The organism is Myceligenerans pegani (assembly GCF_014892515.1).
GTDB lineage: Bacteria > Actinomycetota > Actinomycetes > Actinomycetales > Cellulomonadaceae > Myceligenerans > Myceligenerans pegani.
Genome location: NZ_JADBGR010000089.1, coordinates 61,115 through 76,551, shown reverse-complemented (window position 1 = coordinate 76,551; position 15,437 = coordinate 61,115). Strand labels below are relative to the sequence as shown.

11 protein-coding genes and 1 pseudogene are annotated in these 15,437 nt (G+C 72.5%); all 12 read right to left on the bottom strand.

The window, feature by feature from the left end; all coding sequences use genetic code 11:
- Positions 1–374: pseudogene (locus tag IIE03_RS14515) on the bottom strand (carbohydrate ABC transporter substrate-binding protein); the annotation flags it as partial.
- Between the two features lie 275 nt (positions 375–649).
- Positions 650–1,975 carry an ABC transporter substrate-binding protein gene (locus tag IIE03_RS14510; RefSeq protein WP_192863470.1) on the bottom strand — a complete coding sequence of 442 codons (1,326 nt, stop codon included), beginning with the start codon at positions 1,973–1,975 and terminating at the stop codon, positions 650–652.
- 219 nt (positions 1,976–2,194) lie between these two features.
- Positions 2,195–3,634 carry a pyruvate kinase gene (gene pyk, locus IIE03_RS14505; RefSeq protein ID WP_192863469.1) on the bottom strand — a complete coding sequence of 480 codons (1,440 nt, stop codon included), beginning with the start codon at positions 3,632–3,634 and terminating at the stop codon, positions 2,195–2,197.
- A gap of 190 nt (positions 3,635–3,824) precedes the next feature.
- Positions 3,825–5,315: a glutamate synthase subunit beta gene (locus tag IIE03_RS14500; RefSeq protein ID WP_192863468.1), complete on the bottom strand. Its 1,491-nt coding sequence runs from the start codon at positions 5,313–5,315 to the stop codon at positions 3,825–3,827.
- Positions 5,308–9,849: a glutamate synthase large subunit gene (gene gltB / locus IIE03_RS14495; RefSeq protein ID WP_192863467.1), complete on the bottom strand. Its 4,542-nt coding sequence runs from the start codon at positions 9,847–9,849 to the stop codon at positions 5,308–5,310. Before gltB ends, IIE03_RS14500 begins: the two co-directional genes overlap by 8 nt.
- A 106-nt stretch (positions 9,850–9,955) precedes the next feature.
- Complete coding sequence (gene lgt / locus IIE03_RS14490; RefSeq protein WP_192863477.1) at positions 9,956–10,855, bottom strand: prolipoprotein diacylglyceryl transferase; 900 nt, start codon at positions 10,853–10,855, stop codon at positions 9,956–9,958.
- Positions 10,856–10,885: 30 nt separating this feature from the next.
- Positions 10,886–11,767, bottom strand: coding sequence for a tryptophan synthase subunit alpha (gene trpA / locus IIE03_RS14485; protein WP_192863466.1), 882 nt, complete (start codon positions 11,765–11,767; stop codon positions 10,886–10,888).
- Positions 11,767–13,062, bottom strand: a complete 1,296-nt coding sequence (gene trpB, locus IIE03_RS14480) for a tryptophan synthase subunit beta (RefSeq protein WP_192863465.1) — start codon at positions 13,060–13,062, stop codon at positions 11,767–11,769. The genes trpA and trpB overlap by 1 nt, the downstream gene beginning before the upstream one ends.
- A gap of 92 nt (positions 13,063–13,154) precedes the next feature.
- Positions 13,155–13,970 carry an indole-3-glycerol phosphate synthase TrpC gene (gene trpC, locus IIE03_RS14475; RefSeq protein ID WP_192863464.1) on the bottom strand — a complete coding sequence of 272 codons (816 nt, stop codon included), beginning with the start codon at positions 13,968–13,970 and terminating at the stop codon, positions 13,155–13,157.
- 411 nt (positions 13,971–14,381) lie between these two features.
- Positions 14,382–14,903, bottom strand: coding sequence for a DUF2752 domain-containing protein (locus tag IIE03_RS14470; protein ID WP_192863463.1), 522 nt, complete (start codon positions 14,901–14,903; stop codon positions 14,382–14,384).
- Positions 14,900–15,169 (bottom strand): DUF4190 domain-containing protein, encoded by a 270-nt coding sequence (locus IIE03_RS14465; RefSeq protein ID WP_192863462.1) that lies wholly within the window; start codon positions 15,167–15,169, stop codon positions 14,900–14,902. The genes IIE03_RS14470 and IIE03_RS14465 overlap by 4 nt, the downstream gene beginning before the upstream one ends.
- On the bottom strand, positions 15,166–15,411 hold the full coding sequence (locus tag IIE03_RS14460; protein ID WP_192863461.1) for an HGxxPAAW family protein: 246 nt from the start codon (positions 15,409–15,411) through the stop codon (positions 15,166–15,168). The genes IIE03_RS14465 and IIE03_RS14460 overlap by 4 nt, the downstream gene beginning before the upstream one ends.
- Between the last annotated feature and the right edge of the window lie 26 nt (positions 15,412–15,437).

Sequence of the window (15,437 nt, the reverse complement as noted above, 5' to 3'; positions counted from 1 at the left end):
TCGGTGAACAGGTCGGGGTACTGGGCCAGCTCGCTGATCCAGTCCACCTCGATGGCCTCGATGTCAGCCAGGCCCTCGCCGCCCGCGGCGAGCTTCGTGGTGAGGTTGGTCCGCGCGTCGGCGGCCTCCGCGGCAACGGTCTGCTCCACGGTCACGTGCGGGTTCTCCTCGGTGTACTTCGCGAGAAGCTCGTCGGTGTACCCGAAGTTGTTGAACGTGGCCACGGTGAGCGTGATCGGCTCGTCGCTGCCGGCGGTTTCGTCCGCCTCGCCTCCCTCGTTCCCGCCGCCGCATGCGGCCAGGCCGAGCGCCAGGGTGGCAATTCCGGCGGTGACCGCGACGCGGCGGCCACCTGATCGAGTGCTGCTGAGCACGGTTGACTCCTTTGTCTTGCTGACGTTTGTTCCGACGCGCCGGCCCCGGCACGCCGCTGGGGGACGCCTTCCACGAGGTGCGTGGGAGCGCTTCCATCGTGTGTGACCGTCATCGTGCCCAAGGTCGCGATCCCCCGTCAAGTCCCTAAACGGGACCGACAACGGCGATGTCGCAGCATCGGGCACTATCCGGTTGCTGACAGGTAAGATCGTTACCCTTTCGTGCCTCCTCTGCCGCGACTCCGGTGGGCCGTCGTCGCGCCCCTCGGACACCCCTATTCACCGCCCTCGCCCGACGCCAGCTCCTCGACGGCCGCCAGCGCCTGGTCCCAGGCCGCGTCCGCGGTCAGTTCGCCCCGGTCCAGCGCGGTCAGCGCCTCACCGAAGGCATCGTCCTGGATCTGCGAGTCGAGCGGGCCCTTGTACTGCGACCGCACGCCCTCGGTCCGGCCCGCCAGGATCGCCGCGGTCGGCGCGCCGCCGAAGACGGGATCGCCCTTCCGGGACTTCAGGTACACCGTCACCATCTCCTCGGTGCTCGGGAAGGTCCCCGCCACCTCGAACGCCTTCTCCTGCTGCTCGGCCTTGGTGAGCCAGAGCACGAGCTCGGCGGCCTGATCGGGATGCTCGGAGGCCGCCGGCACGCCCAGGAACGAGCCTCCCCAGTTGGCCGCGCCGCCGGGGAACACGTCGGCGAAGTCCCACCCCGTCTCCGGACCGCCTCCGGCGTTCCGCAGCTGGTCCTTCACGACGCCGAGCATCCACCCGGGGCACATGAACGTCGCGAACGACTCGTCGGTGAACGCCTTGCCCCCGTCCCAGTCCCACGCCGCCTCACCGGCCGACAGCCCGTCGGCCTGCGCGCGGGCCAGGCGGTCCCACTGCGCCGCCAGTTCGGCGTTCTCGCCGACGATGAGCCGGCCGTCGATGTCGTAGTACCCCTGGCCCAGCTGGTTCACCATCGCGTTCCAGACGTACAGCGGCTGGTCGTACCAGGCGTTGCCGGTCGCGGCCCGGTACTCGCGCCCGACGTCGAAGTACCGGTCCCAGCCGCCGCCCTCCGCCTGGAAGTACCTGGCGACGTCCTCGCGGTCGGTCGGCAGGCCGGCCTGGGCGAACAGGTCCCTCCGGTAGCAGAGGCCCATCGGGCCGATGTCGGTCCCGGCGCCGATGACCCGGCCGGACGGGGCCGTGCCCTGCTCGTACTTCCAGGGCACCCATCGCCAGCTCGCCGAGTCGATGTGGTAGTCCCGCAGGTCGACGAACCGCTCGTCCACCGCCATCACCTGACCCAGCCAGCCCTCCTCGAGGGCGACGATGTCGGGCGGCGCGGCTCCCGACTCGAACGCCTCGAACAACGCGGCACGGGCCTCGCCGCCCTGGTCGTAGTTCGTGGCCTCGATCGTGATCCCGGGGTGGCCCCGTTCGTACTCCTCGTACAGTTCCTCGAACCCCATGGTCCCGAACGTGGTGATCGTCAGTGTGACGGGGCCGCCGTCCTCCGGCTCGTCGCCGGCACCGAGAACGCCTGCGCAACCGGCCAGCGCGGCCGCCGAGGCGATCGCGCCCGCCGCGGATGTGGCACGGGTCTTTCGAATCATCTCTCGCTCTTCACCCTCGTTGGTGGGCCTGACGTCGTCGTCAGCGGCATGCCCCCGTGCTACCGCCGGACGGCGACAGGCCGCCCGATGTTGGGTGGTAACGCTTCCACACCCGCATCGGGTCGACAAGGATGAAAAAGGGCGCGTGGACGGGGAGATCTCCCCGTCCACGCGCCGTGGGTGGTCCGCGCCTCGTCGGACCGACGTGTCGGACCGAGGTCAGACGGAGGCGGTCCGCCCGTCGGCCTTCGTCCCGATCCGGTGCACCAGGATCGAGTTGGTGGTGCCGGGCACCCCCACGGGCGCGCCGGAGACGACGACCACGAGGTCGCCCTTCTCGGCCAGCCCGTTGGCCTGCAGCGTCGTGTCGACCTGGTCCACCATCGCGTCCACGTTGTCCACCTTGGGCACGAGGTACTGCGTGGTCCCCCAGGTCATCGAGAGCGCGTTGCGCACGCCCGTCTCCGGCGTGAACGCCAGCAGCGGGATCGACGAGCGCAGCCGCGACATGCGCCGCGCCGAGTCGCCGGACTGCGTGAACGTCACCAGATACTTCACACCGAGCCGCTCGCCGATCTCGGCCGCCGCCCGCGTGATCGCGCCGCCGCGGGTGTGCGGCGTCGAGCCGAGCGGGGCGATCCGCTCACGGCCCGCCTCCTCGGTGGCCTCGATGATCCGGGCCATCGTCTCGACCGTGAGGATCGGGTACTCGCCCACCGACGTCTCGCCCGAGAGCATCACCGCGTCCGCGCCGTCGAGCACCGCGTTGGCGCAGTCCGACGCCTCCGCACGGGTCGGCGTCGGCGAGTTCGTCATCGACTCCAGGACCTGCGTGGCCACGATGACGGGCTTGGCGTTGCGGCGGGCGAGCTCGACGATGCGCTTCTGCACCAGCGGCACCTGCTCGAGCGGCATCTCGACGGCGAGGTCGCCGCGCGCCACCATGACGCCGTCGAACGCCGCCACGACCTCGGCGAGGTTCTCGACCGCCTGCGGCTTCTCGATCTTGGCGATCACCGGGACGGTGCGGTTCTCCTCCTCCATGATCCGGCGCACGTCCTCGTAGTCCTTGGCGGACCGCACGAACGAGAGCGCGATGAAGTCGGCACCCTGGGCCAGGCCCCAGCGCAGGTCGTCGGTGTCCTTCTCGGACAGCGCGGGCACGGACACGGCCACGCCCGGCAGGTTCAGGCCCTTGTTGTTGGACACCGGCCCCGCCACCTCGACGCGCGTGACGACGCGCGGGCCCTCCACGGCCTCGACGACGACGCGCACCTTCCCGTCGTCGATGAGGATCGGGTCGCCGACACGGGCATCCTCGGGCAGGCCCTTGTGGGTGGTGGAGACCAGTTCCCTGGTGCCCTCCACGTCCTCGGTGGTGATGGTGAACCGGTCACCGACCTCGAGGTAGTGCTTCTCGTCGCCGGCGAACCGGCCCAGCCGGATCTTGGGGCCCTGCAGGTCCACGAGGACCGCCACCGAGATGCCGGCGTCCTCCGCGGCCTGCCGGACGTTCTTGATGATCTCCGCGTGCTCGGACTGCTCGCCGTGGCTGCGGTTGATCCGCGCCACGTTCATGCCGGCGTCCACCAGCTCCCGCAGTCGCTCGGGCGACGCCGTCGCGGGTCCGATGGTGCACACGATCTTTGCTCTGCGCATGTCTCCAGCCTCGTCGTCTCGCGGCGCCCGCGCGTCTGTACGTGCGAGGCAGGGGCACGAACACAGGCTCGGGGTCCGCATGGCCCGTTCGGGCCATGGTCTTCTCGGTACTCAGGCTATGCCCGCCCACGGGCATGACGCGCTGTGGGCGGACACAACGTCAGGTGAACATTCTGTCGGGCCCCGGGGGTCAGGCCCGCAGGGCGTGGGTCCGGGGGCGCACCGGGGCGGGCAGTTCGGTGCCGCCCACCAGGTACTCGTCCACCGCGGCGGCCGCGGCGCGGCCCTCCGCGATGGCCCACACGATGAGCGACTGCCCGCGGCCCGCGTCGCCGGCCACGAACACGCCCGGCAGGCTCGCGGCGTAGTCCTCGCCGCGCGCCACCAGGCCGCGATCGGTGATCTCGATGCCGGTCTGCTCCTCGAGCGGCTGGGTCTCCGGACCGGTGAAGCCCATCGCGATCAGGACCAGGTCGGCCGGGATCTCCCGCTCGGTGCCGGCCGTGGGGACGCGGCGCCCGTCGGACAGGTACTCCGTCTCGGCGACCTTGAGGGAGCGCACCCTGCCCTCCCCGTCGTCGGTGAACTCGACCGTGGAGGCGAGGTACTTCCGCTCGCCGCCCTCCTCGTGGGAGGTGGAGACCTCGAAGAGGATCGGGTCCGTCGGCCACGGCTGGTTCGCCGGCCGCTCGCTCGGCGGCCTGCGGCCGATCGCCAGCGTCGTGACGCTCGCGGCGCCCTGCCGCAGCGCGGTGCCGACGCAGTCGGAGCCGGTGTCTCCGCCGCCGATGACGACGACGTGCCTGCCCGCCGCCGACGGCGCCCCCTCGGGCAACGCCGGCAGCTCGCCGTCGTCGCCCGCCCGCGCCACGACCTCGTTCTGCGGCGTGAGGAAGTCCATCGCGAAGTGCACGCCGTCCAGCTCCCGGCCGGGCAGCCGCAGGTCGCGCGGGACGGTGGCGCCGGTGGCGACGACGACCGCGTCGAACCGGCGGCGCAGCGCGTCCCACGAGATGTCCCGGCCGATCTCCACGCCCGGCCGGAAGCGCGTGCCCTCGGCCTCCATCTGCGCCAGGCGGCGGTCGATGTGGTGCTTCTCCAGCTTGAAGTCGGGGATGCCGTACCGCAGCAGGCCGCCGATCGCGTCGTCCCGCTCGTACACGACGACGGTGTGGCCGGCGCGCGTGAGCTGCTGCGCCGCGGCGAGCCCGGCCGGGCCGGAGCCGACGACGGCGACCGTGGAGTCGGTCAGGCGCTCGGGCACGTGCGGGGTGACGAGCCCGCGCGCGAACGCCTCGTCGATGATCGACACCTCGACGTTCTTGATCGTCACGGCCGGCTGGTTGATCCCGAGCACGCACGACGTCTCGCACGGGGCGGGGCACACGCGTCCGGTGAACTCCGGGAAGTTGTTGGTCGCGTGCAGGCGGTCGATGGCGTCGGCCCACTGGCCGCGCCACACCAGGTCGTTCCACTCGGGGATGAGGTTGCCCAGCGGGCAGCCCTGGTGGCAGAACGGGATGCCGCAGTCCATGCAGCGCCCGGCCTGCTCCTTGAGGAACGGCTGGTCCTTCTGCCGCAGGTCGTGTGTGTCCTTCCAGTCCCGCAGACGCACCTCGACGGGACGGTTCGGCGGGAGCTCCCGCTCCCGAACCTTCAGAAACCCACGCGGGTCAGCCACGAGCCACCTCCATGATCCGGTCCCACTGCGCGGGGTCCCACTCGTTCTCGTCCAGGTCGTGCGTCGCCAGGGCCTCGCGGACGCGGGCCCAGCCGGGCGGCAGGATGCGCGTGAAGCGCTCCCGCGCGGCCGGGTCCTCCAGCAGCTCACCCGCCACGAGCGAGCCGGTCTCGGCCCGGTGCCGTTCCAGCAGGGTGCGGACCACGTCCCAGTCGGCGTCGTCGAGCGGGGCCGGCGACAGCTCGCCCGAGGCCAGCGCGGCGGCGTTCACCGCGCCGTCGCGCAGGTTCAGCACGTAGGCGACGCCGCCGGACATGCCGGCGCCGACGTTCCGGCCGGTCGGGCCGAGCACCAGCACCGTGCCGCCCGTCATGTACTCGCAGGCGTGGTCGCCCACCCCCTCGGTCACCAGGGTGGCGCCGGAGTTGCGCACGCCGAAGCGCTCGCCCACCCGGCCGCGCAGGAAGACCTCGCCGGACGTGGCGCCGTACCCGATGACGTTACCGGCGATGACGTTCGCCGCGCCGTCGAGCACCGCCGCCCGGTCGGGGCGCACCACGATGCGCCCGCCCGAGAGACCCTTACCCAGGTAGTCGTTCGCGTCGCCGTACAGGCGCAGCGTGACGCCGCGCGGGACGAACGCGCCGAAGGACTGACCGGCCGACCCGGTGAGGGTCACGTCGATCGTGCCGTCCGGGAGCCCGTCGCCGCCGTAGCGCCTGGTCACCTCGTGGCCCAGCAGCGTGCCGACCGTGCGGTTGACGTTCCGCACCGGCGCCTCGACCGTCACCCGTTCGCCGCGCTCCAGGGCGGGCCCGGCGGCGGCGATGAGCTGGTTGTCGAGCGCGCGGTCGAGGCCGTGGTCCTGGTCCTTGGTGCGGTGCAGCGCCGAGCCGGCGGGCGGCTCGATGCGCTCCAGCACCGGGCCCAGGTCCAGGCCCTGCGCCTTCCAGTGGTCCACGGCCTTGCGGGTGTCCAGCACCTGCACGTGGCCCACCGCCTCCTCGAGGGAGCGGAAGCCCAGCGCCGCGAGGTGCTCGCGGACCTCCTGGGCGATGAACTCGAAGAAGTTCTCGACGAACTCCGGCTTGCCCGTGAACCGCTTGCGCAGCTCGGGGTTCTGCGTGGCCACGCCCACCGGGCAGGTGTCCAGGTGGCACACGCGCATCATAACGCAGCCCGAGACCACCATCGGCGCGGTGGCGAACCCGAACTCCTCCGCCCCCAGCAGCGCGGCCACCACGACGTCGCGGCCGGTCTTCATCTGGCCGTCCACCTGGACGGTGATGCGGTCGCGCAGGTTGTTCAGCACGAGCGTCTGCTGGGTCTCGGCCAGGCCGATCTCCCACGGCGTGCCCGCGTGCTTGAGCGACGTGAGCGGGGAGGCGCCCGTCCCGCCGTCGTGCCCGGAGATGAGCACGACGTCGGCGTGCGCCTTGGAGACGCCCGTCGCGACCGTGCCGACGCCGAACTCGCTGACGAGCTTCACGTGGATGCGGGCGGCCGGGTTGGCGTTCTTGGCGTCGTGGATCAGCTGGGCGAGGTCCTCGATCGAGTAGATGTCGTGGTGCGGCGGCGGCGAGATGAGGCCGACACCGGGCGTCGAGTGCCGGGTGCGCGCCACCCACGGGTACACCTTGTTGCCGGGCAGCTGCCCGCCCTCGCCGGGCTTGGCGCCCTGCGCGAGCTTGATCTGGATGTCGTCGGCGTTGGTCAGGTACTCCGACGTCACGCCGAAGCGCCCCGAGGCGATCTGCTTCACCCGGCTGCGGCGCTCCGGGTCGTAGAGCCGCTCGGGGTCCTCGCCGCCCTCGCCCGTGTTGGACCGGCCGCCGAGCCGGTTCATCGCGATCGCGAGCGTCTCGTGTGCCTCCGCGGAGATCGAGCCGTACGACATCGCGCCGGTGTTGAACCGCTTGACGATCTCGGACACGGGCTCGACCTCGTCGATCGGCACCGGCTCGCGGTCCGGGCTGAACCGCAGCAGGCCGCGCAGCGTCATGAGCCGCTGGGACTGCTCGTCCACCCGGCGGGTGTACTGGCGGAACACGTCCATCCGGCCCTCGCGGGTGGCGTGCTGCAGCCGGAACACCGTCTCGGGGTCGAAGAGGTGCTCCTCGCCGTCGCGGCGCCACTGGTACTCGCCGCCGGTGGTGAGGCGGTCCGCCGGGCCGCGGTTGCCCGAGCGGGGATAGGCCTCGGCGTGCCGCGCGGCCGTCTCGGCCGCGATCACGTCGAGCCCGATGCCGCCCAGGCGCGATGTCGTGCCGGTGAAGTAGTCCTCGACGAGCTCGTGCGAGAGCCCGACGGCCTCGAAGATCTGGGCGCCGCGGTACGACATGATCGTCGAGATGCCCATCTTGGACATCACCTTGAGCACACCCTTGCCGAGCGCCTTGATGAGGTTCGCGACCGCGGTCTCGGGCGTGACGCCGAGGTAGCCGCGGCGGGCCAGGTCCTCCACGGTCTCCATGGCGAGGTACGGGTTGACCGCGGCGGCGCCGTAGCCGATCAGGAGCGCGACGTGGTGCACCTCGCGCACGTCACCCGCCTCCACCACGAGCGAGACCCGCGTACGGGTGTGCTTGCGCACCAGGTGGTGGTGCACCGCGCTGGTGAGCAGCAGCGACGGGATCGGGGCGAGCTCGGCGGTGGAGTGCCGGTCGGACAGCACGATGAAGCTCGCGCCGGCCTCCACGTGGGCGTCGACCTCGGCGAAGATCTCCTCGAGACGCGCGTGCAGCGCCGCTCCCCCGCCGGACACGTCGTACAGGCCGCGCACGACCTCGCTGCGGAACACCCCCTCGAGCCCGGGGTCGCGGTCGACGTGCACGATCTTGGCGAGCTTGTCGTTGTCGAGCACGGGGAAGCCGACGACGAGCTTGCGCGCGTGCTCCGGCACGTCGGCGAGCAGGTTCGGCTCCGGGCCGATGGCACTGCCGATCGACGTCACCAGCTCCTCGCGGATGGCGTCCAGCGGCGGGTTGGTCACCTGCGCGAACATCTGCGTGAAGTAGTCGAACAGCAGGCGCGGACGCTGCGAGAGCACCGCGATCGGGGTGTCGGAGCCCATCGCGCCGAGCGGTTCCGCGCCCGACGACGCCATCGGCGTCAACAGGATCTTCAGCTCCTCCTCCGTGTACCCGAAGGCGCGCTGGCGGCGGCGCACGGACGCCGTGCTGTGCGCGACGTGCTCCCGCTCGGGCAGGTCGTCCAGGTACACGGAGTGCTCGTCGATCCACCGGCGGTACGGGTGACGCGTGGCCAGACCGGTCTTGATCTCGTCGTCCTCGACGATCCGGCCCGACCCGGTGTCGACCAGGAACATCTTGCCGGGCTCGAGGCGGCCCTTGCGCACGACCGAGGCGGGGTCGATGTCGAGCACGCCCGCCTCGGACGCCAGGACCACGAGGCCGTCGTCGGTCACCCAGAACCGGCCCGGCCGCAGGCCGTTGCGGTCCAGCACCGCGCCGATCAGCTCGCCGTCGGTGAACGTGAGGGCCGCCGGGCCGTCCCACGGCTCGATGAGGTTGGCGTTGTACTCGTAGAACGCCCTCCGGTCGGCGTCCATCTCGGTGTGGTTCTCCCACGCCTCGGGCACCATCATCAGCACGGCGTGCGGCAGGGAGCGGCCGGACAGGTGCAGCAGCTCCAGCACCTCGTCGAAGCTCGCGGAGTCGCTGGCGCCGGGCGAGCACACCGGGCGCAGCTGGTCGAAGTCGCCGAGCACGTCCGAGGCCATGGTGCCCTCGCGCGCCGCCACCCAGTTGCGGTTCCCGCGCACGGTGTTGATCTCGCCGTTGTGCGCGATGGTGCGGAACGGCTGGGCCAGCGGCCAGGACGGGAACGTGTTCGTGGAGAAGCGCGAGTGCACGAGCGCGATCTCGGTCGCGTACCGCGGGTCCTGGAGGTCCCCGAAGAACGGCTCGAGCTGGGCGGTGGTGAGCATGCCCTTGTACGTGACCGTGCGCGCCGAGAGCGAGGCGAAGTACAGGTCCAGCTCCCGCTCCGCGCGCTTGCGCAGGCGGTAGCAGCGCCGGTCGAGGTCGATGCCGCCCAGCTCGCGGGACGGGTCGGCCACCACGAGCTGGCGGAACACCGGCATGGTGGCGCGAGCCGTGGGGCCCACCATCGAGGCGTCGACCGGCACGTCCCGCCAGGACAGCACGTCGAGCTTCTCCTCGGCCGCGAGCGCCTCGACGCGCGCGACGACCTGGTCGCGCTCCGCCTCGTCGGTCGGCAGGAACGCCGTGCCGATGGCGTACCGGCCCGCGGGGGGCAGCTCGGCGTCGACCACGTCGCGCAGGAAGGCGTCGGGGATCTGCGTCAGGATGCCGGCACCGTCGCCGGTGTCCTCCTCCGCGCCCACGGCGCCGCGGTGGTCGAGGTTCAGCAGGGCGGTCAGACCGGCGTCCACGATGTCGCGTCCGGGCGTGCCGCGGAGCGTGGCGACGAACGCCACACCGCAGGCATCGTGCTCCGCGGACGGGTCGTAGAGCCCTCGGGCTTCGGTCCGGTGCAACGGCATGGTCATGGATCCTCACAGACGTCCGGGCACGCCGGACGCACATCGAACTGGTCACCGGGGCGCCGTCGGCCCGGAATCGGACTGGGCGCGCAACCGATGGGTGGTCGGTCGCTCACGCCCTTCGCATGGTCTCGGGTGCCGGCCCGGTGGTGGCCGGACCCGGTCCCCGTTCCACCGATTCCTCCCGCTGAGGGAACCGGCGTGCCAGGACTGCCGAGACTGCCAGAGCCACGAGGCCCAGGACCATCGACGTCCAGACATTGAGCCGGAGACCCAGCAGGATCTCCGTCTCGTCGATCCGCATCATCTCGATCCAGACCCGGCCGAGAGTGTAGAGCACGACGTACGCCCAGAATACCCGGCCATGACCGAACTTGAACCGCCGGTCGAGGAAAAGCAGAACTCCCGCCGCCGCGAGGTACCACAGGATCTCGTAGAGGAAGGTCGGGTGGAACAGGGTTCCCTCGGGGTAGGCGACGCCCGTGGCGGGGTTCGTCACGAGGTGCTCACGGTCGATCTCGAGGGCCCACGGCAGATCGGTGGGCCTGCCGTACAGCTCCTGGTTGAACCAGCTGCCGAGGCTCCCGACGGCCTGCCCCAGGAGCAGGCCCGGCGCGGCGGCGTCGGCGAGCGAGGAGAGGCGCAGGCCGTGCGTCCGGCACCCGATCCACGCGCCCAGCGCGCCGCCCGCCAGCGCGCCCCAGAAGGACGTCCCGCCCTCCCAGACGCGCAGCGCGGCGAGCGGATCGGCGCCGGAGCCGAAGTACGTGTCCGGCGCGGACAGCACGTGGTAGACGCGCCCGCCGACGATGCCGAACGGCACCGCCCAGAACGCGGCGTCGAGAACGTCCCACGGATCGCCGCCACGCGCCCGCCAGCGCACCATCGCGACCCAGACCGCCACGACGATCCCCGCCAGCAGCGCCACGGCGTACGCCCGGACCGGGACGACGCCCAGGTACCAGGTGTGCTCGGGCGGGCTGGGCAGGCTCGCGGGAAGCCACGACGGGATCACGTGTGCTCCGGGTCTCTCGGCGGCGGGTCAGTGCGCGCCGTGCGCGGCACGTGCCGACCGTACCCCGGAAGCCAGGTCACGGGTGAGCTCGGCCAGATCACTGAGACGCGCGTCCCACGGCGCGTCCCCGAGCAGGGTCCGGACCAGGGCGGACCCGACGATCACGCCGTCGGCCCAGCGACCCACCTCGGCGGACTGCGCCCCGGTGGACACGCCGATGCCCACGCAGACGTGCTCCGCGCCCGCCGCCCGCGTGTCGGCCACGAGCTGCTCGGCCCGCTCGCCCACGCTGGCCCGCACCCCCGTGACACCCATGAGGGACGTCGCGTAGACGAATCCGCGCGACGCGCGCGCCGTGAGGGCCAGCCGCTCCGGCGTGGAGCTCGGCGCGACGAGGAACACCCGGTCCAGGCCGAGCTCGTCGCTCGCCGCGATCCAGGCACCGGCCTCGTCGGGGATGAGGTCGGGCGTGATGAGCCCGGAGCCGCCGGCGGCGACCAGGTCCCGCGCGAACTCCTCGACGCCGTACCGCAGCACCGGGTTCCAGTAGGTCATCGGCAGCACCGCGACGTGCGGGGCGTGCTCCCGGATCCGTCGCATCGCCTCGAACACGTGCGTCACGCGGACGCCGCCGTCGAGCGCGGCCTGGGCCGCCTCCTGGATCACGAGGCCGTCCATCACCGGGTCGGAGTACGGGATGCCGAGCTCGATGACGTCCACGCCGTTGTCCGTGAGCGTGAGCAGCGCCTCGATCGACCGCTCCACGTCCGGGAAGCCCACGGGCAGGTACCCCACCAGCGCGGGCCGGTTCTCCTCGTCGCGCAGGCGCGCGATCAGTTCGCCGGCCCGGGGCGCGCCGCCCGGCCCCGCCGTCGTCCCCGTCCCGGTGGCCGGGCTCGTCGAGACCATCACCCTCGTCCCTCCATCTTCTCCAGCTCCTCGGACGCCACGCCCTCGTCGAGCAGGCCGAACCACCGCGCCGCGGTGGCCACGTCCTTGTCCCCGCGGCCCGACAGGTTCACGAGGATCGTGTACGGCGTCCCGTCCGGCCCGGTGCGCCCCTCCGCGGCCGCGCGGCGTCCCAGCCGCAGCGCTCCCGCCAGGGCGTGGGCGGACTCGATCGCGGGGATGATGCCCTCCGTGTGGCACAGCAGCCGGAAGGCGTCCATCGCCTCGTCGTCGGTCACGGGTTCGTACTCGGCGCGGCCCAGGTCGTGCAGCCAGGAGTGCGCCGGGCCGACGCTCGGGTAGTCCAGCCCCGCCGACACGGAGTGGCTGGGGCGGGTCTGCCCGTCGTCGTCCTGCAGCAGGTAGGAGCGTGCGCCGTGCAGCACGCCGGGCGAGCCGCCGGAGAACCGCGCGGCGTGCCGGCCGGACTCGATGCCCTCGCCGCCGGCCTCGAAGCCGTGCAGCGCGACGCCCTCGTCGTCCAGGAACGCGTTGAAGATGCCGAGCGCGTTCGACCCGCCGCCCACGCACGCCGCGACCGCGTCGGGCAGGCGGCCCGTGCGCTCCAGCAGCTGCCCGCGCGCCTCCTCGCCGATGATCCGGTGGAACTGCCGCACCATCTCCGGGAACGGGTGCGGCCCGGTGACGGTGCCCAGCACGTAGTGCGTGTGCTCGACGTTCGTCACCCAGTCCCGCAACGCCTCGTTGATCGCGTCCTTGAGGGTGCGGGTGCCCGCGGTCACGGGGACCACCTCCGCGCCGAGCAGCCGCATCCGGGCGACGTTCAGCGCCTGCCGGCGCGTGTCCTCCTCGCCCATGTAGATGACGCACTCGAGATCCATGAGGGCGGCCGCGGTCGCCGTCGCGACGCCGTGCTGGCCCGCCCCGGTCTCCGCGATCACGCGGCGCTTGCCCATGCGCTTGACCAGCAGCGCCTGGCCCAGCACGTTGTTGATCTTGTGCGAGCCGGTGTGGTTCAGGTCCTCGCGCTTGAGCAGCACGCGCACGCTCCCGGGAGCGCCGTCGCCGGTGGCGTGCGCGGCGAAGCGCGGCACCTCGGTGAGCGGGCTCGGGCGTCCGGTGTACTCGCGGTGAAGGCGGGCGAGCTCGTCGCCGAACGCCGGATCGCCGGCGGCCTTCGCGTACTCGGTCTCGAGCTCGTCGAGGGCCGCGATGAGCGCCTCCGGCACGAACCGCCCGCCGAACTCACCGAAATACGGCCCGGACACGTCCGCCAGGCGTTCGGCCAGGCTCATGGGTGCTCTCCTTCACGCTGCCGCGTTCTCGTCGTTCTCATCGTCCTCGTCGTCAGGGGTCCTCGCCAGGGCGTCGCCGGGAACCGGTGTCGTCAGGAGGGGCGCACGGAGCGCAGCGACGGATGCGCGCCCGCGGCCACGAGGTCCGCCACCGAGGCGCGCGGCGCCTCGCCCGTCACGAGCGCCTCGCCGACCAGGACGGCGTCCGCCCCCGCCCGCGCCATCTCCATGACGTCCCGCGGGCCGCCGATGCCGGACTCCGCGATGCGCACCACGTCGTCCGGGACGTACGGGGCGAGCCGCTGGAACACCGTCATGTCGATCTCGAGGGTCTTGAGGTTGCGGTGGTTGATCCCCACCACGCGGGCACCGGCGTCGAGCGCGCGGCGCACCTCCTCCAGGTCGTGCGCCTCGACCAGCGCCGTCATGCCGAGCGAGTGCACGCGCTCGACCAGCGACGTCAGCACCGTCTGCTCCAGCGCGGCCACGATGAGGAGAACGATGTCGGCGCCGTGCGCGCGGGCCTCCCACACCTGGTACGGCGTGACGATGAAGTCCTTGCGCAGCACGGGCACGTCCACGCGGGCGCGCACCTCGTCCAGGTCCGCCAGCGACCCGGAGAACCGGCGCTGCTCCGTGAGCACGGAGATCGCGGCCGCGCCGCCGTGCTCGTACTCGACGGCGAGCGCCGCGGGGTCGGTGATCGCGGCGAGCGATCCCTTGGACGGGCTGGACCGCTTCACCTCGGCGATCACGGCGACCGCTTCGGGGTCCTTGAGGCGGCCGACGGCGTCGAGCGCTCCGGGCATGCGCGACGCCTTCTCCTTGAGGTCGTCGAGCGGCGTGCGCGCCTCACGCTCCGCGAGGTCCTCGAGGACCCCTGCGACGATGTCGTCCAGGACCGCCATACGTGTGCCTCCCGTGCGCTTGCCTGAGCTGCGGTGTCCGCCCTGCGGTTCATCGTAGGACGTCGCGGACGGTGTTCCGGTCACCCGCCACCTGTCGGGACGGGCGTGCGATCCCAGCATGGACCATGCGGACCACGCGGACCATCCGGGCAGCCCGGAGCGGCCTCCGCGGCGTGGCCGCGCGCCGGGGCGCCGGCGCGCCGTCACGGGGCGGTCCAGCCGCTCTGATCGGGTTCCGTTTGTAGGTTTCACATCATCGCTCCCTCGGTCGCCGGCGACGCTATCCGGCGAAGCTCCCGGTGCGCCCTGCCGGGACGTACACAGCCCGGCGGGGATGTTGTCGCTAACCCACAGTTCCGGCCGGGGCGGCCGTCGGCCGCCGCGGGCGTGCACCCGCTCGGCCGCCGGAGATCAGAGCCAGGGTGTGAGGTACGGGACCAGCGGCGGGAGATTGCGGAGCACGCCGAACGCCACCAGGGACCAGAGCAGCGCCCACGGCGTCCACGACGGGAGGCGAGGGCCCGCCAGGCCGCGCGCCCGGCGGAGGAACCACACCGACCACAGCACCACCAGCGCCGGCGCCAGCAGCACCCACAGCGGGTTCATCGCCCAGGCACCCGCCAGGTCGAGGTGGGCGAGCTCGTACGTGCCGCGCAGGCCACCGCACAGGGGGCAGGCCAATCCGGTGACCAGCAGCAGCGGGCAGAACCCGTAGCTGTGCGGCTCGTGCGGCGTGCGCAGGGCGAGGAGCAGGGTCCCGGCGCCGACCGCTCCGGCCGTCACGAGCGGCGCCCGCAGGCGGTGGAGCAGGGGCCGCGTGCCGCCCGCCGTCCCGGGGCCGGCCGCCGGGCCGTCGTCGGCAGGGAGGCTCCCCGCCGGGGCGGGAACGTCCGCGCCCGGCTCCGCCACCACGGCCGCCGTCGGCTCGGTCATCGATCGCCCGACACCATCATGTAGGCGACGATCCCGGCACCGACCAGCGTCGCCGCGACCGACGCCCAGCCCAGCACGACGCCCGCCGTCGCGACGGCCTCGTTGTCGGCCTGGCCGGCTCGCACGGCGCGGCGGCCGTCGTTGCCGACGAGGATCGCCGGGATACCGGTCAGCACGCCGAGCAAGAGCAGGAACGACGCACCGCCGAGCACGAGGGACCAGACGCCCAGCGAGTTGCGGGCCCGGCCGGGCGCCGGCGCGCTCATCGCTGCCCCAGGCCCATCCCTCTGAGCACGCCGCCCACCACGAGGCTGCCGGCGCAGACCACGAGACCGGCCCAGAACAGCCAGAACGCGCCGTCGACGACGACGCCGGCCGTCGAGACCAGGGCACCGACCATGATGCCGGTCATCGTGACCCAGGCGGCCACCGTGTGCCCGTGGTTGTGCGGCGGGGCGGCCTCCGGCAGGTAGGCGACCTCGGTGGCTGCGGACTGGTTCTCGGTCATCGTGGTGTGGTGCCTTTCGACGTCAG